Consider the following 19,462-nt stretch of genomic DNA (forward strand, 5'->3'; position numbering starts at 1 on the left):
ATGATAGAGCAAAAAGAAGTACATGTCACACAAAAAAGTTGGAGCTAAAAAAGCCCCAACACCTTTAGTACATCGTTAAATATTCCTCACGCTCCCAGTTATGGACACGTGTGCGATATTTATTCCATTCAATTTCTTTGGCAGCTGTAAATTTATCGTAAATATGGTCACCCAATGCATCACGAACAATGGCATCCATCTCTAATTCGATAAGCGCAAATTCTAATGAGGATGGTAAACTATCAATCCCGTTCAACTCCCGATCTGCTGCTGTCATTTTATAAATATTACGGTCTACCGCAGCTGGTGGCGTTAAATCTTTTCGTATGCCATCCAGCCCAGATGCTAGAATAACAGCCATTGCTAAATAAGGGTTTGCTGCTGGATCAACTGAACGCAATTCAATTCGTGTAGATAGTCCACGTGCTGCTGGAATACGAATTAATGGTGAGCGGTTTTGAGCAGACCACGCTACATAGCAAGGGGCTTCATAGCCAGGTACTAATCGTTTATAGGAATTGACAAGTGGATTCGTGATAGCCGTAAAGCCATGCACATGCTTCATAATTCCTGCCATAAAGCTACGTGCGGTTGCACTTAATTGCAAGTCTGCATGTTCATCGTAGAAGGCATTATTATCACCTTCAAATAATGAGAGATTAAAATGCATTCCTGATCCATTGACCCCAAATAGTGGCTTTGGCATAAATGTTGCGTGGAGACCATGCTGTGCAGCAATCGTTTTTACCACCAGTTTAAATGTTTGGATATTGTCACATGCCTCAATAGCACTCGCATACTTAAAGTCGATTTCATGCTGGCCTGGTGCTACCTCATGATGAGACGCTTCAATTTCAAAGCCCATTCCCTCTAGCTCTAAAACAATATCACGACGACAGTTCTCTCCCAAATCAGTTGGCGCTAAATCAAAATAGCCCCCACTATCATTTAATTCCAGTGTCGGATGCCCCTTTTCATCCAACTTGAATAGGAAAAATTCAGGCTCTGGCCCTAAATTAAACGACGTAAAGCCCAGCTCCTCCATTTCCTTCAATACGCGTTTTAAATTGGAGCGCGGATCTCCTTCAAACGGTGTGCCATCTGGTCTTGCAATATCACATATAAAACGAGCTACCTTCCCCTTTTCAGCAGTCCAAGGAAAAATCACGAAGGTATTGATATCAGGCTTTAAATACATATCTGATTCTTCAATACGCACAAAGCCTTCGATTGAAGAGCCGTCAAACATAACTTTATTATCTAGCGCTTTTTCTAATTGGCTGACAGGAACTTCAACATTTTTGATTGTCCCTAAAATATCCGTAAATTGTAGGCGAATAAATTTCACATTTTCTTCCTTCACTCGGCGTATAATATCTTCTTTGGTATAATGTTTCATTCTTCACCACTCCAATGTAATTTTAATTAACACGTATTTTTGTAACTGATCTTAAAATACATTATTTTTTTAGAATAAGCAATATATATGTAAGGTTTTATAACATGCATTTTATCGAATATATTAATCCCTATTTTAGATTAATTTTTCTAACCACATTCCATCACAAATAGCGATTTTTCATCTTTAAATAAGGGCAAAATTACTACTTTTTACAAAAGGCCTTTAGTCTTACAAATTTCTCCGTCCCTCCAAAAACAAACAGTCTAGTATCATGACTAGAGAGGAGGGATTCATTTCTTCCGCATACATCAAATATAGGTATATCAAGAACATCGTTAAAAAGATAACCCGTGAACACGATCCAAGAACCAAGATGTCAAAAATCCTATTGATTAAGTTTTACTTTATATCACAAAAGCCTTGTATAATGTGATATTTATTGGTAAATTTATAGCAAATTAGAATTTTATTTTATTCATATTATAAGTAAATACGGAGTATATAATTATGGTTAGAAAACATTATGTTGGCTTCCAGGAAATATTTAGTTATAGATACATAAGGCGGTGAATTTAGTAGGCATGTCAGTATTAATTATTGGCAGCGTAAGTAATGATGTGCTACGTCTGCAAAAGTATTTTCATCGTATAAGCATCCCAAATATTCATTGCTTTTCAACAACGGAAGCAGCAATGAACTATTTAGTAGATTCATCTTTGAAAGATGAGCTGGAATTAATCGTACTTGACACTAAAATGACACTCAGCAATTGCGAGGAAATTTGTCAGCACATTCATGTACTTAAAAATTGGATAGATGTCCCTATCCTACTATCTACTACCTACGAAAAAAACATAACAATCGATAGGGTTTTTGAAGCAGGAATTTTCGACTTTATTTTAAAGCCGTTTGATTTTACTCATTTTAAGACTCGAATTCAAGTAGCCTTAAAATATCAGAGGGAAGCCAAGCTTCGAAAGCAGCAAGAAAGTATGATTCAAAAAGATTTGTTTGTTGCAAAAAAATTCCAAAAGAACGCACTATCTCCTCCATTAAATCTTGAGCAACTTCAGGTTGATGGTCTTTATGTAACATCCAATACACTAGGAGGTGACATGTACTGTTGGTTTAAGATTAATGACCATTTAACCGCCATTCTTCTGTACGATGCAATGGGGCATGGCATAGCTGCATCACTCGTTACTATGTCCATCAGATCATTACTAAAAGGAATGATTACTAAGTTAATTGATCCAGTAGCAGTAATCCAAGAACTTAACCGCCAAATATACGAGCTATTTTCTGATGAAGATATGGACCGTTTTTTAATGACAGCAATCTACATACTTCTAGATACAAAAAACGGAACTTTGCACTATGTGAATGCGGCTCATCCTTCTGGTTTTTTATTTGGAAAATATGGAGAAACAGTCTTTCTCCCAGCGAATACGCCTATCCTCGGACTATTCCCTACTATTCAAATAAATAAAAAAACAATACCTTTATCAGGCTGGCATCGTATTATTCTTTATACGGATGGACTATTAACATTGAACGAGCAAAACTCAATTGATATGGACTTTTTCTACGCTTATGCTTCACAGGATAACAGCTATGCACTACAAAAGTTTTCTCAAAAGTACAATTTATTTGATAATGATTACAGCGATGACATCACAGTCGTTTCAATAACAATTACATTAAAGGGTAGGTGATTGAAGATGGAATTCACACTCAATGTAAATCCTGATACACAAGCTATAGCCTTTATTGATCAAGTTATGGAGAATTATACAGATTTATATAATCTACCTTATAAACGAGAATTAAGATTTGTTGTTCATGAACTAGTCATCAATGCCATAGAGGCTATGGGAAAAATTAATACACCCGTCCAAAAGGAGATTCAAATACATGTAGCCCAATCAAACGAAGAAATAAAAATAACAGTCACTGACGAAGCAAAAGGCATTGACGAAAAGGACTGGGACAAAGTTCTTCAATTCGATTTAGACAAACTTGATTATGCTGATCGTGGACGCGGTTTATTTTTTGTCAAAAATATGGTCGACCATATTTGGTTTGAAAATATTTCTAAAACAAAATTTTTAGTTGGTATTTCCAAAAAGATTCATCTATAAAGTAAACGTAAAATTGGGGGCGTTTTAATGAAGTTATCTATACGGAAGAAAATGAATCTGCTTATATTTGGGTGTATTATTTTACTTACCTCCCTTTTAGCAGGAGTCAATTTTTTTGTTGCCAAGAACAATCTATTAGAAAGTGCTGATACAAAGCTTTTATCAGATATACAGTTAAGCTATGAATATTTAGACGCTAAATATCCTGGAGAATGGTCCATTAAAAACAACCAACTCTATAAGGGTGATATCAATATGGTAGAAAACTTTGAGGTAGCTGATAAAGTTGGAGAACTCACAAATGGGAATGCTGTCTCCATCTTTCAAAACGATACGCGTATAAGTACCAATATAGTGGATAATGGTCAACGCGCTTTAAATACCAAGGTTTCTGACGAGGTTGCTACTGTTGTGCTAGGAGAAAAAAAGCGCTTTATCGGTTCTGCAAATGTCTTAGGAAGTTTGCATCAAGCAGCCTATGATCCGATTGTAAATAGTCAAGGCGAGGTTATCGGTGTATGGGCAACCGCTGTTCCTACTGCTCCCTATATAAGCATTGCCACAAAATCAGCACTGGAGAATGTAGCGATTTCCTTAGTAATCGCCATTGTAATGATCGGAGGAATTAGTTGGTTCTTACAAAAGCAAATTGTTAATCCTATTAACATTCTAAGTACCAATGCCAAGGAACTAGCAGAACTAAATTTAAATGTTAAACTGTTAAACCCTAAAGGCAAAGATGAAATCGCTGAATTAGCACGCGCATTTAGTAGTATGAAAAATCATTTAACAGAGACGATAAAGATTGTGGCTGGTAGTGCACATCAAATTGCAAAGTCGTCACACACTTTGGCAGAATCATCACACCAAACAAGTGAAGCATCTAATCAGATCGCACTAACAATGAATGAAATCGCCGTGGGTACTACCACTCAATCTGATCAGGCTGAGCGAATAGTTTCAATGATGCAAAAAACGATTGAAGAAGTATCAAAGAGCTTACAAAAGGCCGAAATCACTTTAAACAGTGCTATCGAATCCACACATATCGCGCGTAAAGGAGAAGAAGCCATCAATGAAGCGATTATGCATCTAAGTGATGTTACGAAAACAGTGTCTTATGCAACTGATTCTATCCAAAAATTAGGCAAGCGCTCTGAAGAAATTGGTGGTATTATTACCGTTATCACTGGCATCGCAGAACAAACGAATCTGTTAGCACTCAATGCGGCCATCGAGGCAGCACGAGCAGGTGATCAAGGAAAAGGTTTTGCTGTCGTTGCATCAGAGGTTCGTCAGTTAGCTGAACAGTCAAGTTTAGCAGCTGGACAAATTACTAATCTTATTAATGATATCCAAGCGGAAACATCTGTGACCGTACGGACAATGGAAAGTAATTTACTAGCTGTCGAGGAGCAAGTAACAATCATCAATAAAGGCGGAAGTGCCTTAAAAGAAATTGTGGAGAAAGTTGTCGAAACTGAAGAAGGTGTGGAACAAATGAAAGTGGCATTTACACATGTTAACGACAACTCCTTAGGTGTGCAACAGGCTATCCAAGATATTTCTCGCATCATCGAGGATGCTGCAGCAGCTACAGAAGAGATTGCCGCAACCTCAGAAGAACAATATGCGACTGTTGCAGAAATTACACAAAGCTCAGATGAGTTATCATCAATTGCTGATAAATTACAAAATGAAGTGAATAAATTTAAGTTTGAATAACTCCCCAAACAAGAAAAGAAAAATGGAGGCGCTATAGGATGAATCAGAAGAAAATTGCAATGAATATTGACACAAAGGCTGATTATATAGTGATTGCGTTTACAGGCGATTTAGAATACGGGATGATTGAAGAAATAAAGTCAGAGCTTCAAACACTTAGCTTAGACACAAAACACGGATACATTATCGATATGCAAAAGGTAACAAATATTGATAGTACTGGATTCGGTATGATCGTTAATTTCGCTAAGAAGGTGTCTGTAAAAGATAAGAAAATCGCCATTATTGTCGTCGATGATTTCATTCGCAACTTATTCGCTATTTCACAGGTTGATAAAGTATTCCCTATTGCCGAAAGTGAAGAACAAGCAAGGAAGATTATTAAAGAAGATTGGCTAGGTGAGCTATCACTTAACGACTATTAATTTTTGTTATACTAATAAAAAGGTGTATTCCGTCTAATAGGAATACACCTTTTCTTTAATACTGCAGTAGCATATTAACAAACACAACTAGAATGATAAACGGGACAACAACTAACATTAACATACGATATGTCGAGTAATAGCCTTGTCCCATTTGACTACCCGTTAGCAATTCTCTCTTCACAAATTCTTTATCTACTACATAGGCAATAAAAATAGCAATGAATAAATTCCCTAGTGGAAGCATGATATTTGACACTAAAAAATCGGTTGCATCAAAGATACTTTTCTCGAAAATCATTATATCCGATAAAACACTCGAAGAAAGTGCTGCTGGAATAGCTGCAATAAATACGACTATACCAAGTATAAGCGTCCACATTGGACGGGATTTCTGACTATGCTCCATAAATGCCGCGACGATAATCTCATATAAACTAAATGATGACGTTAATGTAGCAAATAAAAATAGCAATAAAAACATAGCTAAAAACACTTCACCGAATGGCATTTGACTAAAAGCTGTTGGTAGCACCATAAATAGCAAACCCGGACCCGCTGCTGGCTCTAAATCAAAGGCGAACACAACAGGGAAAATTGCTAAACCTGCTAAAAATGAAACAAGCACGGTTAACAGCACTACAGAACCTGCTGAATTCGGAAGACTGACATCTTTTTTTAGATAAGAGCTATATGTAACTAGACAAGAAAAGCCAACTGCTAACCCAAAGAACGATTGCCCGAGGGCTTCTAATAATGCCTTACCCGTAATATTCGAGAAATCAGGCCATAAGAAGAATTTTACCCCTTCCATTGCCCCATCTAATGTAACAGCACGCACAACAAGGACAATGAACATTATGAAAAGTAACGGCATCATCCATTTATTGGCCTTTTCAATCCCATTTTGTACACCTAATGAAATCACAAGTACGTTGACCAATGTAAACAACACTAGACCAACTAGCGTAATCCATGGCGTGCCTATAATTTTTCCAAATAATTCAGCTGGATCTACTGCTGGATCAATTACCGCGCCAGCTACACCTAGCCCGCTATAAATAAAGATCCAACCTCCGACTACGCTATAAAAAGTTAATAATAAAAAACAGCCTAGCACGCCCATTCGACCAATCCAAGCCCAGCCTGGCTTAGTTGGAGCAATTTTTTTATACGCTGTTACAGCCTCGGATTGTGTACCACGTCCTAACACATACTCGGACAATAACATTGGTAGTCCTATTAACAAGGTAAATAACACAAAGATAAGGAAAAATGCTCCTCCACCACTTTGTCCTGTTACATAGGGCAGTTTCCAAATTGCCCCTAGTCCGATCGCCGCACCAGCTGATGCTAAAATAAAACCTAATTTACTAGACCATTGTCCTTTTTTTCCACTCATCTCTTCAAACTCCTCAAACATTCTAAACTCTTCTCTATTTTACATGAAAATGTAGCTTTCGACTAGGTTATAATTATAAAGTACTAGTTAACTATTTTACCCTATTACTTTTTTCTGTATTTATCCGTTAGTTTTGTTCTTTCTATTCTTCACACTTTTTCCTATCTATTGTTCCTTCCAATAAAAAAACCTCAGGTATATGACCCGAGGTTAGTAAAAATTATTTTGTTATATAGATAGAACGCTGGCGGTCGATCCATTTGCGCATTGTTGTAAATAAAAACGCCATAATAGCCGTTAATAAAATACCTTTCACAATGTTAAATGGTAAAATCCCAGCGATAATCATTTTATAAAGTGAGTCACCTACAACAGGTTCCATTCCTAAGAAGTATGTGTACATCGGTAAAAATACTGCGTAGTTTAAAATACTCATCCCTACTGCCATTACGACTGTTCCTGTCGCTAAACCTCCAACAAGACCAGCAATTGTTTTAAAGCGATTAAAAATAAGGCTTACTGGTAAAATAAATAAAATACCTGTTGCAAAGTTGGCCATATGACCTACTGGCACACCTGTTGGCGTTCCAGAGAAAATCCAATCCAATACATTTTTAAATAATTCTACTAAAATACCAGCTACAGGCCCCATTGTGATGGCTGCTATTAATGCAGGCATATCACTAAAGTCCACTTCCAAAAATGCTGGGAATGGTGGAATTGGGAAATTAAAAAGCATTAATAAAAACGAAATACTGCTCAGCATACCAATCGTAATAAACGATTGGAGTTTAACATTTTTCTTCATAGAAAACTCTCTCCTCTTTGCTGATTCAATCTCGCAAGAAGAAAGGTGACGATCTTTCAATTGTTAGCACGAAAAAACCCTTATGCATGAAGAGCACAAGGGAGAAAGGCATGACGAATAAGCGTCAATTTAAACTATTTTTGAGCACCGTTTAAAAAGCCATACAAAAAAAGCGCTCGGTCATAGTTTATTTCATAACAATGAATGACGATCGTACCTCCATCTTCTCCCATCCAGACTTTAACTGTCGGCCTCGGAATCACACCAAGTCAGCCATGCAAATAAATTTGCACAGGTCGCGGGCTGAAGAGCGAAGCATAAACCATTCGAGTTAATGGAAACATTAACGGTTCACCACTCTATTACCGCCGGTCGGGATTTTCACCCTGCCCCGAAGATGAATCATATTATTTTATACTACAACCTTACTATAATTAATTATTAAGAAAAAGTAAATAGTTCTGCTTAAAAAAATCCGATTAGATTTGTATGTATTATAAAAATGGAGCATTCCATGTTACAGGGATGCTCCATTTTTGATTCTGACTAAGGCATATATTGTTTATTTGGCCCCACAGGCTTTGGCAAATACGTTTTTAAATCGAATCCTTCCCAGCTTTCTTGGACCACATTATCTAAGCGTAATTGTTGGTCAAAGCTAGCAGCAGTTAACATCATAGCTTCAATCAATTGGGTAGCGCGAATTGGCTCCATCGATGCTAAATCTAAGGGAATGTCGAATGTTACGACTACACCTTCCGCTTCCTCTTTCACGGTATATGTTACGTTTTCAGGAACCACTGTTACATAAACATCATCATTTTTGTTTTTCATTAGTGTAAGTGCCTCTGTAACATTAGCAAATGTTTGACGGAAATCTGGCGACAGATATTCTGCCCCATTACCATCTTGGTATAAATAATAATTAAAATGCTTAGCGTTTGTTAATGACATGGCTTGACTTGGCTCACCCTCTTGAGAAAACGCATAAGGTGTGCCATCTTCATTTTGAATCTCAACTTCCGTATATTCAGAATCCGAGAAGGTATCCTCTAAAGTCCCTTTGTATTCATTAACGGTAGCTGATGCAACATCATAGTCATTGTCCTTTGGTAAAACGTGGACAAGCTTGTCTTCCTTCTCCTTCAGTTCACCTTTAAAAGGATGATATTCCGTAAACCCTTTGGCTTCTTCATCTATTTGAGGAGCATATTTTTCATACATCTGTAAGGTAGAAGGCTTTTCTGTTCCAAAATCAGTTGCTACACGCTCATTTGGTATCACATATGTCATCGGAACACTTTCTGCATCGCGTCCTGCCAAACCAATACGGAAAACGACAGCATCTTTCACATCTTCCTCATAGACAGACGACCGTAAAGATAACATACGCTCATGCTCCGATACAATACTGGATTGAAGTGCCTCATCCTGCGTTGCTGCCTCTTTAGCAGAACGATCTTCCTGTAAAGTAGCGTAATTAGCCTTTTCTGGCGTACTAGCGAGATCTTTTTGGCTAGCGCCATTATTCATGAACATGAAGCCAACGAGTACCGTTATCGCGAAAACTGCTGCTACACTCGGAAAAATCGGCATTTTCCGGAACTTTAAACGTGATGGTCGTTCATCTTGAATTAAAGGTTTACTTTCTGATTGTGCTTCTTCATTCTCTATAGGTTGTTGTATTGCTTCTTGAAGGTGACTATTATCCTGCAAGCGAGCATCTGCCATTAACCGATTTAATATTTCTTCTTTTGAACGGCGGTCAGAAAGCTTAGGGGCATTGTTCAAGACATGTTCAAGCTGTTCATCATCAAATGGCTTATGTGTCATTGCCGTTTCGCCTCCTGTTCTCTAATCGGCTGTAGCTGTTGCCTTAAAAATTTAATGGCTCGATGCTGGGTCGTTTTTACCTTAGCTTCTGTCCAATCTAGTATTTGCGCTGTTTCTGCAATCGATAAATCTTGAAAATAGCGCATAATAATGACCATTTTTTGGTCACCTGTACAGTTTTCAAGTGCTGATTCTACCTGCATAAATTCATCACTGGCCTGTAGTATATCTTCCGGTGATGGCGTGGTTGAATGGAGCTGTTCCGTTTCCCAGTCAAAGAAATCATGTGAATGCTTTTGACGTACAGCTTGCTTTCTAAAATGATCAATCGCTACATTTTTAGCAATAGCAAATAGCCAAGTTTTCTCACTACTATTCCCTGCAAATTGATCGTATGAGCGCAACACTCGTACATAAACTTCATGTGCTAAATCTTCGGCAAGTGTACGATTTTTTACTAAATAGATTAAAAACTGAAACACGTCTTGGTGATATGCATCGTATAGTCGATGGAACACGGAGTCATTCAAAGCACTCCACCCCCGTTCTATAATATTTGTCGTCTTACATTCATAGAAGTTACAGCCAATTACTAGCAATACTTGTTATTAATCGAACGGTAAATAAAACGTGAAGGTCGTACCCTCTTTCAACACACTGTCTACCATAATATTACCTGAGTGTGCCTTCACAATATTTCTAGCGATGGCTAAGCCGAGACCAGTACCACCCTTGGAACGAGTACGTGCCTTATCGGCTTTATAAAAACGTTCAAAGACATAGGGTAAGTCCTCTTGAGGAATGCCATGTCCTGTATCTTGAACAGATATTTTAGCAAATGTCGGCTCCTGCTCTACTTTCACAGACACAGACCCTTCATCTGTATGTCTAAGGGCATTGTCAACTAAATTTGTAAGCACTTGTTCAATGCGATCCTCATCTATATTAATCATGGCCTCATCATTAAATTCACTTTCAAACAACAAACGAACGTGCTTTTCTTTTGCTACTTGTGAAAATTTTTGTGTAATACGTTCGAATGTAGAATTAATTGGTAATTCATCTTTATAAAGCGTCATATGGCCAGATTCCATGCGTGCCAAATCTAATAGATCTGTCACAAGGCGACCCATTCGCTTCGATTCATCATAAATAATTTTGGTAATCTCATTTCGCTCTTCCTGATCCTGAATAAAATCGTCATCCATTAATGCTTCTGAGTAACCTTGAAGCATAGCAATCGGTGTTCGGAGCTCATGGGAGACATTGGCAATAAAATCGGATCTTAGTTTTTCCAAGCGATGCTGTTCTGTCATATCACGAATTACAGCCACAGCGCCACGTATCATTTCACCACTATAAAGGGGACTAATAGTAAATGTATAATAGCTGCCATCCATTTCAATTTCCTCTTCTAGTTTATCCTCAAACATCAGTACATGATCAAGCATATGATAAAGCTCTGGCGGGATAGGTTTTGCACTTTGTGAACCTTTATTCACAAACCACTTTTGCATTAGACGTTCAGCTGGTGGATTACTTAATAATATTGTACGATCCCGATTAAACGTAATCACTGCATCTGTCATGGATGTCAAAATATTAGAAAGCTGTTCGTTTTCTTGATTGATAACCTCTAAATTATGCTTTAATTGACGGCCCATTTGGTTGAAGGCAACGGCAAGCTGACCAATTTCGTCATTTTGGGTAGTAGGCATTTTTGCTTCAAAATTCCCTTTTGCAATTTCAAAAGCTAATTCACGCATTTTTCTTAATGGCGAAGTTATACGTGAAGAAAGGAAGAATGCGAAGAATGTCGTCAACACAAATGCTATGAAGGCTGCTAAAAAGACAATTTTCGTTGTTTCCTTAGACGTTTTATGTAGCGCATCTGGGCTTTGGTAGATGAAGACAGCTCCATGTACTGCATTTTCAACATTTAAGGGAAAGCCAAGTACGACATAAGATTCCATCTTCTCTTGATCAGTTGAAGAAGGCATCATCATTTCTTTAATAATCGGTTCATCTGATTGAAACACTTCATGAAAAGATTTATTGGCTAAAATAGTATCTTGTATTTCTTTTTTGTTGACACCCTCTTGCATCGCAAAAGACACTTCAACATGACTGATTGCGATCAATGCATTGGTCCCTGTAGGTAAAATATCTTTTAATAATTCTGAGGTAGATTCGGCTGTTTCATTGTCATCTACTATACTTGCTACCGTTGCAGCTGTTTGTCGCAATGAAATTTCCGCTTGCTGCATATGGTAATTTTGAAGAAATTCAAGCATTAATACCGTGAAAACAAATAATACAAATGAAACGAGAAGCAATATGGTTACCCATAGCTTCCCGACAACACTATTCCATATTCTATTCATTGACAACCTCAAATTTGTATCCAACGCCCCAAACCGTCACAATCATTTTAGCAGCGTTTTCAGAAACTCGGTTGAGTTTTTCACGTAAACGTTTTACATGTGTGTCCACTGTACGTAAATCACCAAAGAAGTCATAATGCCATACCTCTTTTAGTAGTTGTTCACGGTCAAATACTTTGTCTGGCGATTTCGCTAAAAAGTACAGCAATTCATACTCTTTCGGTGTTAAATTAACCTCAATGCCCTCTGCAGTCACACGATGTGCATCATGATCAATCATTAAGTGTTGGAACACCACTAAATCTTTTGAAGAAGACGCATTAGTCGTTGGTGAGAAAGCCTGTGAACGACGTAAAATAGCCTTCACACGTAACACAACCTCACGAGGACTAAATGGTTTTACGATATAGTCATCTGCACCAAGCTCAAAGCCTTGTACACGGTTTGCTTCTTCGCCTTTGGCAGTTAATAAAATAATTGGCGTTGCTGCGCGCTCTCGAATTTCTGCACACACTTCTAGCCCATCTTTTTCAGGCATCATAATATCAAGTAAAATACAGTGATACTCTTTTTCTAAAGATTTCTCGATCGCTTGTTCTCCATTTTCGGCCTCGTCAACAAGGTATCCTTCTCGCTCAAGATACATTTTTAATAAGCGGCGAATACGATCCTCGTCATCTACTACTAATACTGAAATATTTTCTGACACTTTCACGATCCCTCTCTTCCAATCTTTCTCTAACTTCTATTGTACATGGTGTGACACATATTGAAAAGAAAAGAAAGCCTCTTCGCTACAGCGAAAAGGCTTGTTGCTTCACAGGTTATGCGTAGGAGTGTAAACCTGCAAGAATTAAGTTAACAGCAATTAGATTGAATAAAATAATCCCAAAACCAATTAGTGCTAACCAAGCAGATTTTCGACCTTCCCAGCCTTTTGATAGACGTAAATGCAGGAATGCTGCATAGAATAACCATGTAATAAGAGCCCATACTTCTTTTGGATCCCAACCCCAGAAACGACTCCAAGCAATTTGTGCCCAAATCATCGCAAAGATTAAAGCACCAAGGGAGAATACAGGGAAACCAATCAGCACTGAACGATAACCAATTTCATCAAGTAATTGTAAATTGACCCGTTTAACAAGTGGTTGGAAAATGGCACTAATTCGACGGCGAGCAATTAAACGAATTAATAAATACAACACAGATCCTACCATTAATGACCAAACAACAGTTGTTAATTTTTTAGCATTAATTAACGCTGGCATTTCTACTAATGGTGACATGCCATGTTCTTCTATCACTTCATATTCATTCATACCGAATACTGGAGGTAAATTGTAAATAATTTTACGAGTAGTTCCTTCTTTATCCACATAATTATAGCTAGACTCATAATCCATAGCACTAAATGTAGATGTTACCGCGACAAATCCAACAACTACTACAAGACAGTACATGACGGCTTCTAACCAAAAACGTTGTTTAGAGGGCTTTGTTAAATCTACTACTTTTAATAAGTAAATAAGTCCTGCCACAGCACTAATGGCTAAAATAGATTGCCCTAATGCTGCTGTAATAACGTGAATTGTTAACCAATGACTTTGTAATGAAGGCACTAATGGACTTACTTCTTTCGGGAACATTGCTGCATAAGCAATAATCAAAAGCGCAACAGGCAGTGCCACTAATCCAAGTGCAGTCAAACGATAAATAAAATAAATTAAGATAAACGCGCCGACAATGAACATACCAAAGGCAGTTGTAAATTCAAACATATTACTTACTGGCGCATGTCCTGTATAAATCCAACGCGTAATAAAATAGCCAAGCTGTGATAGGAAACCAATAATAGTAACCACAATGGCAAACTTGCCCCATTTGCCAGTATTTTTACCAGTAGCATTACCTTGCTTAATTGAACCACCAAATAATAATGTCGCAACTAGATAAGCAATAAACGCAACAAATAGTAAGTTTCCACTTAAGTCAATCAAACTCATAAGGTGTTGTCACCTTCCTTTTCTTTAATGCCACCAGTAGTGGACTCTTCGCCAGCCTCATCTTTCTCTAACTGATCTTTATACGGAGGCAATGCAGCAAAGGTTGTAACAGCATCTAAATCCTTTTTCATGCTGAACATATTTTTGTTGACATGGGCAGCCATTAACACACGGCCGTCTGGTTCCACTTGAAGCCATAAACGACGATGATTCCAGTAAGAGCCAATGGCAACACCGATCATAAAGATGACCCCACCAACAAACAGAATAGGGATGGTGCTATCTTTTCGCACCGTAATACCTGACATATCCCGCATCTCTGCACTAGCAAATTTCATTCTGTATTTATTTTCACCCAGTGGTTCTAAAGGAGGCTGCATAATTTCAACAAAGCTTACTTCTCCTTCAGGAGTTTCTGGTGTAGTCATTTTAAATAAAAATGCAGGATTATTTGGAATAGACGTTTTAGTCTGAGGTTCTCCATTTTCAAATCCATCAAAATCAGGTGTATAGACAAGAATTTGAACGGATGAACCATTCCCTAAATCATATTCTTTTTTAGGATTTGTTAAATCAATCTCTACCTTACCTAATGATTTCTCTGTCGTCTTATTAATTAATTCAAAGTTCATCTGTTTTAATTCATTTAGACGATAATCCATCTGGTAAAGAGCAAAGCCATCTTCTTTCAAAGGATGGTTTACACGAATGGAATAGTCTTTTACTTTTTCTAGATTTTCCGTATCCCCAGGCAATGCGTCTTCAGGTTGCTTGTATAGTGTAATATCGGTTTGGAAGTTTTTAGCCACTACATTCACACCCTGTTTAACTTGCTCACCTTGAGGTGTATTATCATGTGTTTCTAAAACAAAATCACGGTTTTCAATGAAGTAGCCTTCCATTCCAGTAATAGCACGTGTTTCACCTTCACGCACCCATATCGATTCATCAACATAGAAACCTGGGACTAGACGTAGCATGACCCCACCTAAAAAAATGATGAGACCTACATGGTTTATGTACGGACCATAACGAGAAAAGCGTCCTTTTTCAGCTAAGAGAGCGCTACCATCTCGACGAACAGAATACTTCATCTCAGTCATTTTTTGAGCCACTTTATCAAGCGTTTCCTCCGCACTCGCTGACACTTGTCCTTCTGCAACAATGCGCTGACGCTTCATGAAGCTTTCATGTCTTTTAACTCGTTGATTCTTTAATGATTTGTAAAGTGGAATGCCTCGGTCAAGACTTGCCACTATAATCGATACTGCTAGCATACCAACCAAAATCTGGAACCACCATGAGCTATATAAATCCGAAAGCCCCAACGTATAATAGATTTTACCGAATGTACCATATACGTCTGCGTAGTAAGCCCCCTTCTCCATATCAGAAGCTTTTACGTAAAACTCTTGCGGTAGTAATGTTCCGACTGAAGCAGCAATTAATGTGATAATAATTAAGGATATACCCACTTTAACACTTGAGAAGAAATTCCATATTTTATCAACAAATGATTTGTTATATGTTTTGGAGCGAATGGCCATACCATCATAGCGCATATCAACAACCTTATTTTGTTTTTCTTCTTCGGTTAAAGGACGACCACATTTCTCACAAAGCTTCGTGCCGTATGGATTACTATGACCACAAGCACAAATGATTTTTTCCATCGTCATTTACTCCTTATTTGGCTTCACTAATTCCATGTACGAAGCAATATCTTTCTCCGTCATTTCACCTGTAATAATTTTGGCCACTTTGCCTTCTGGATCAATTAGCACTGTTGCAGGTAATTGTCCTACATTATAAGCAGTCATAACACTTTTTGTTTTGTCGATAACTACTGGAAATGACAACCCATATCGATCGACAAAATTCTGTACTTCAAAATCTGTTTGAGCAATATTGACAGCTAATGTTTGTACACCGTGATCTTTAAATTCTTGATACTGATTGTCCATTGCGGGCATTTCCTTCTCACAAGGCTTACACCAAGTTCCCCAGAAATTTAAAAATACCCCTTGCCCTTTATAATCCGACAATTTATGTTTTTCACCGTTTAAATCTACTAACGTGAAGTCAGGTGCCTCAGAGCCTACTGCTACTAACTCTACTTTTTCCTTTGTTGCTGTTCCATATACTGTGTACCCGATTGCCAACGCTAACACAGCTAAAATGACAGTTCGCAGTACAAGACGTTTTTTCTTTTTCTCCAAGTTAATAAACCCCCTATCAATTACGGCTTGCGTTGCTTTTACATATTGAAGAAACAAATAGAACTTTTTCACTCTCTATACGTCTATAAATATGTAAAAGCTTCTTTCACATTGACGTCAACAATACCGGATTAAATGTGTTACAGCTTTTTTGAACAAACTGCTACTAGGTGTACTATTCTCACCTATTATAGCAAAATGATACAAAAACACTTAGCTATTAATTATGAATGATTTATGAACGATTTCACCACAAAGAAAGTGTAAACATCCAAATACCTCTATTGGTATCCACACTTTCTTCTGGCAACATTGCATTAATCAAGCTTTCCTGTTTCTGCTAACACACGTAGTTGCTTTACTTCATGCTTTGATAATTCACGATATTCTCCTGGAGCAAGACCAAATAAATCTAAGAAAGCAAAGCGTTCGCGTTTTAATTTAACAACGGGTGTTCCAATCGCTTCAAACATACGACGAACTTGACGATTGCGCCCTTCATGAATCGTGATTTCACAAATAGCTTTGCCCGCTTTTTCATCGAAAGATGTCATACTTACCTTAGCAGGTGCTGTCTTACCATCCTCTAATTTGATCCCTCGTTGAAGCTTTTTAAGCCCTTCAATTGTCGGCACGCCTTTGACACGAGCGATATATGTTTTGTCAATTTTAAATTTCGGATGTGTCAACATATAGGAAAATTCTCCATCATTTGTCAATAGCAATAATCCAGATGTATCATAATCAAGACGACCAACTGGGAAAATACGTTGCGGAATATGATGAAATAAATCTGTGACAGTTTTGCGTCCTTTATCATCTGTAACTGCAGAAATTGTTCCACGTGGTTTGTAAAGTAAGAAATATACCTTATCTTCTTTTTCTAGTTTTACACCTTCTACTTCAATTGTATCGGAATTAGATACCTTTGTTCCTAACTCACGAACCACTACACCATTTACTTTAACTTTACCTTCTAAAATCAATTGCTCTGCCTTGCGCCTTGACGCAACGCCTGCATAGGCAATGACCTTTTGTAATCTTTCCATTTTTTCACCTCTAGTTTTCTTTCACATTGACACGTTCGTCATCATTCGATTTCGATCCAATGAATAGGGTTATTTTTCCCGCTAATCTGTGAAAATTATGTCATACTTTTAGACATTATTAAAGAAAAACAAATTTCACATTTTTTAATTAAGTATTCCGACTAATTTCTCATTCGTTAATTTCTTAACATTTGAACCGAGATTTTGTTTTGTTTACTAGCAGTATACTCATTTGATAATCATGCGAATCGATTGTAAAATGTTTATTTTGACAGAAAAAAGCTACCATTCGGCAGCTTTTATTTGTAAAAATTTTCAATTTTTAGACCGCGTTGGTTTAACTCATTGGCGATATAGTTTTTAGCCAGTAGCATGTTGCCTGCCAAAGGTTCTTCAATTGTGGAACCATCTTGAAATGTAAAAACCCAGATGATCAGGCTTTGTCACACCACTTTTTTCTAGATTAACTTGCTCAACTTTCACTATTTCTTTCCACTCGACAAAATTTACTTTTAAACTAAAAAATGGATTCATATGAATACCTCTTGAATCTATCCATTTATAAGCATTAAAGCTTAATGCGATGAAACCTAAGGCAATTAATAAGGAAGCAGACACCAGACCACGTTGAATATTCTTGCTTTTTTTCGTTTTAGGTATGATCAAATAATTGATTCGTAGTACGAGGGCCATGACAAATAAAGAGACCATAAAGATAATATAAGCATTCAAATAAGGTGCAAAATAATAAAATTCTATTGGTCGAATTGGATATAGTAGAATGACATGGACAATTAAACTTGATAAGAATAAGTTAATGATTAGCCCAAATTGAATTTGTCTACCATTACTTTCCATAGAAGCATTCCTCCATTCCCTCACCATTTTTCCAAATTTAACACCAATTAATCAAATAATGTAAAAAATCAGCCAATCGTTTTTAACGATCCGCTGATTCCACTTTAACTGGCGTTGCATAAATACGTTCTTCTCCAATAAAGATCGACAAGACTGCTTCTTGGCGTTTCCTTGAAACATGTAATACTTGCCTCACCTGTTCTTTTTCCTCTTTATTTAACTGTAGTCGAACGGGCTCTTGTAAACGAATAGCCAACTTTTTATTGACATTGTATTTACCCTTTTTCACTACTGTTTCAAGACTATAATCTTGCCATACTTTATTGGATAAGCCTCGGTGTACATTCCAATCATCTGATTCATTTAATGTAACGACAATGCATATTTGCCCGTCCTTTTGAAAGGCCGTTGCAAGTGTTCGTCCAGCAACCTTAGTAAAGCCCGTTTTTCCAGCGAAAGCAGTACCAGTGGCTGACTTTAAGGAACTAACAGGCTGTTCTGTCTCATCATCTATATCTGCCGCCATTCCTGAACCTTCTCTTAATAGACGGTGTTTATTTTCCCATAGCATACCGTTTACTGTATTTGCCCGATAAAGTACCGTTGAAGCAATTTTCTCAAATGTTTTATTTTGCAACGCAAGTCTTAACATCTCAGCAGTATCCCTTGCAGACGATAAATGCTCATCATGATGAAGACCAGAAGGATTCATGAAGACGGTATTGGTAAGACCTGCAATAACAGCTCTTTCATTCATTAATTTGACAAAACCCTCTACAGACCCTCCTACATGCTCGGCTAAAGCTGTTGCAGCATCATTGCCGGAACGTAGCATTAAGCCATACAATAACGTTTCAACTGTCACCTTTTCACCAGCCTGTAAGTAAATAGAACTCCCCTCAGCCATAGCAGCCTTCGGAGAGATGACAACTTCTTCCTGCAAGTCACTATTTTCAATTGCCACAAGTGCTGTCCAAATTTTCGTTAGACTAGCAATAGGTAATCGTTCATCGCTATTGGACCCTATTAAAATCCGTCCAGTCTCGCCATCTAAGACAGCATAGCCGCTTCCTCCTCTTGCTAAACTAGTCTGAGGAAGCATTACCATTAACACAATGATCATAAACAGTGTTAAACGAAATAACCGAAGCAAGGAGCCACTCCTTATTCAATGTGATAGGAAATTATAGATTTATATTTATGTTGAAGA

At 37.5% G+C, this 19,462-nt stretch carries 17 protein-coding genes and 1 riboswitch; of the genes, 4 read left to right on the forward strand and 13 right to left on the reverse strand.

All coding sequences use genetic code 11. The features are described 5' to 3' along the window. Positions 1-64 precede the first annotated feature (64 nt). A complete protein-coding gene (glnA, locus tag JIN86_RS07185) occupies positions 65-1,399 on the reverse strand; it encodes a type I glutamate--ammonia ligase (RefSeq protein WP_202341591.1) in 1,335 nt (444 codons plus the stop codon). Between the two features lie 584 nt (positions 1,400-1,983). Here glnA and JIN86_RS07190 point away from each other — a divergent pair. Genes JIN86_RS07190 through JIN86_RS07205 form a run of 4 tightly spaced genes read left to right on the forward strand, consistent with a single transcriptional unit; the run spans position 1,984 to position 5,693 of the window. Next, on the forward strand, positions 1,984-3,117 hold the full coding sequence (locus JIN86_RS07190) for a response regulator (RefSeq protein ID WP_004232231.1): 1,134 nt from the start codon (positions 1,984-1,986) through the stop codon (positions 3,115-3,117). A gap of 6 nt (positions 3,118-3,123) precedes the next feature. Continuing rightward, a complete protein-coding gene (locus JIN86_RS07195; protein ID WP_004232230.1) occupies positions 3,124-3,543 on the forward strand; it encodes an ATP-binding protein in 420 nt (139 codons plus the stop codon). Between the two features lie 27 nt (positions 3,544-3,570). Then, positions 3,571-5,268 carry a methyl-accepting chemotaxis protein gene (locus JIN86_RS07200; protein ID WP_004232229.1) on the forward strand — a complete coding sequence of 566 codons (1,698 nt, stop codon included), beginning with the start codon at positions 3,571-3,573 and terminating at the stop codon, positions 5,266-5,268. 38 nt (positions 5,269-5,306) lie between these two features. After that, a complete protein-coding gene (locus JIN86_RS07205) occupies positions 5,307-5,693 on the forward strand; it encodes an STAS domain-containing protein (RefSeq protein ID WP_202341592.1) in 387 nt (128 codons plus the stop codon). A gap of 55 nt (positions 5,694-5,748) precedes the next feature. Here the strand turns inward: JIN86_RS07205 and JIN86_RS07210 are convergent, their stop codons facing one another. From JIN86_RS07210 to JIN86_RS07265, 12 genes are all read right to left on the reverse strand, one after another. Continuing rightward, a complete protein-coding gene (locus JIN86_RS07210) occupies positions 5,749-7,095 on the reverse strand; it encodes a sodium-dependent transporter (RefSeq protein ID WP_039885133.1) in 1,347 nt (448 codons plus the stop codon). A 220-nt stretch (positions 7,096-7,315) separates the two neighbouring features. Beyond that, the gene (locus JIN86_RS07215) at positions 7,316-7,903 is read right to left on the reverse strand and encodes an ECF transporter S component (RefSeq protein WP_004232226.1); all 588 of its coding nucleotides are present in this window, start codon (positions 7,901-7,903) and stop codon (positions 7,316-7,318) included. 217 nt (positions 7,904-8,120) lie between these two features. Beyond that, a riboswitch (FMN riboswitch) is annotated at positions 8,121-8,306 on the reverse strand. Positions 8,307-8,449: 143 nt separating this feature from the next. Then, positions 8,450-9,736, reverse strand: a complete 1,287-nt coding sequence (locus tag JIN86_RS07220) for a hypothetical protein (protein WP_004232219.1) — start codon at positions 9,734-9,736, stop codon at positions 8,450-8,452. Next, positions 9,733-10,266 carry an RNA polymerase sigma factor SigX gene (gene sigX / locus JIN86_RS07225; protein ID WP_004232218.1) on the reverse strand — a complete coding sequence of 178 codons (534 nt, stop codon included), beginning with the start codon at positions 10,264-10,266 and terminating at the stop codon, positions 9,733-9,735. The genes JIN86_RS07220 and sigX overlap by 4 nt, the downstream gene beginning before the upstream one ends. Positions 10,267-10,344: 78 nt before the next feature. Beyond that, positions 10,345-12,120, reverse strand: a complete 1,776-nt coding sequence (locus JIN86_RS07230) for an ATP-binding protein (RefSeq protein WP_202341593.1) — start codon at positions 12,118-12,120, stop codon at positions 10,345-10,347. Continuing rightward, positions 12,113-12,829 (reverse strand): response regulator transcription factor, encoded by a 717-nt coding sequence (locus JIN86_RS07235; protein ID WP_004232215.1) that lies wholly within the window; start codon positions 12,827-12,829, stop codon positions 12,113-12,115. Before JIN86_RS07235 ends, JIN86_RS07230 begins: the two co-directional genes overlap by 8 nt. 115 nt (positions 12,830-12,944) lie before the next feature. Continuing rightward, positions 12,945-14,126, reverse strand: coding sequence for a c-type cytochrome biogenesis protein CcsB (gene ccsB, locus JIN86_RS07240; RefSeq protein ID WP_004232213.1), 1,182 nt, complete (start codon positions 14,124-14,126; stop codon positions 12,945-12,947). Next, entirely contained in the window at positions 14,123-15,799 is a 1,677-nt protein-coding gene (gene resB, locus JIN86_RS07245; protein ID WP_009370714.1) for a cytochrome c biogenesis protein ResB, read from the reverse strand. The genes ccsB and resB overlap by 4 nt, the downstream gene beginning before the upstream one ends. A gap of 6 nt (positions 15,800-15,805) precedes the next feature. Further along, positions 15,806-16,345: a thiol-disulfide oxidoreductase ResA gene (gene resA, locus JIN86_RS07250; RefSeq protein ID WP_004232210.1), complete on the reverse strand. Its 540-nt coding sequence runs from the start codon at positions 16,343-16,345 to the stop codon at positions 15,806-15,808. Positions 16,346-16,662: 317 nt separating this feature from the next. Beyond that, positions 16,663-17,394 carry a pseudouridine synthase gene (locus JIN86_RS07255; protein ID WP_004232209.1) on the reverse strand — a complete coding sequence of 244 codons (732 nt, stop codon included), beginning with the start codon at positions 17,392-17,394 and terminating at the stop codon, positions 16,663-16,665. A 393-nt stretch (positions 17,395-17,787) separates the two neighbouring features. Further along, complete coding sequence (locus JIN86_RS07260) at positions 17,788-18,252, reverse strand: hypothetical protein (RefSeq protein WP_202341594.1); 465 nt, start codon at positions 18,250-18,252, stop codon at positions 17,788-17,790. 82 nt (positions 18,253-18,334) lie between these two features. Continuing rightward, positions 18,335-19,405 carry a D-alanyl-D-alanine carboxypeptidase family protein gene (locus JIN86_RS07265; protein ID WP_004232205.1) on the reverse strand — a complete coding sequence of 357 codons (1,071 nt, stop codon included), beginning with the start codon at positions 19,403-19,405 and terminating at the stop codon, positions 18,335-18,337. Positions 19,406-19,462: the final 57 nt, after the last annotated feature.

Origin of the sequence: Lysinibacillus sp. HST-98 (assembly GCF_016757845.1) — a bacterium.
Lineage (GTDB): Bacteria > Bacillota > Bacilli > Bacillales_A > Planococcaceae > Lysinibacillus > Lysinibacillus capsici.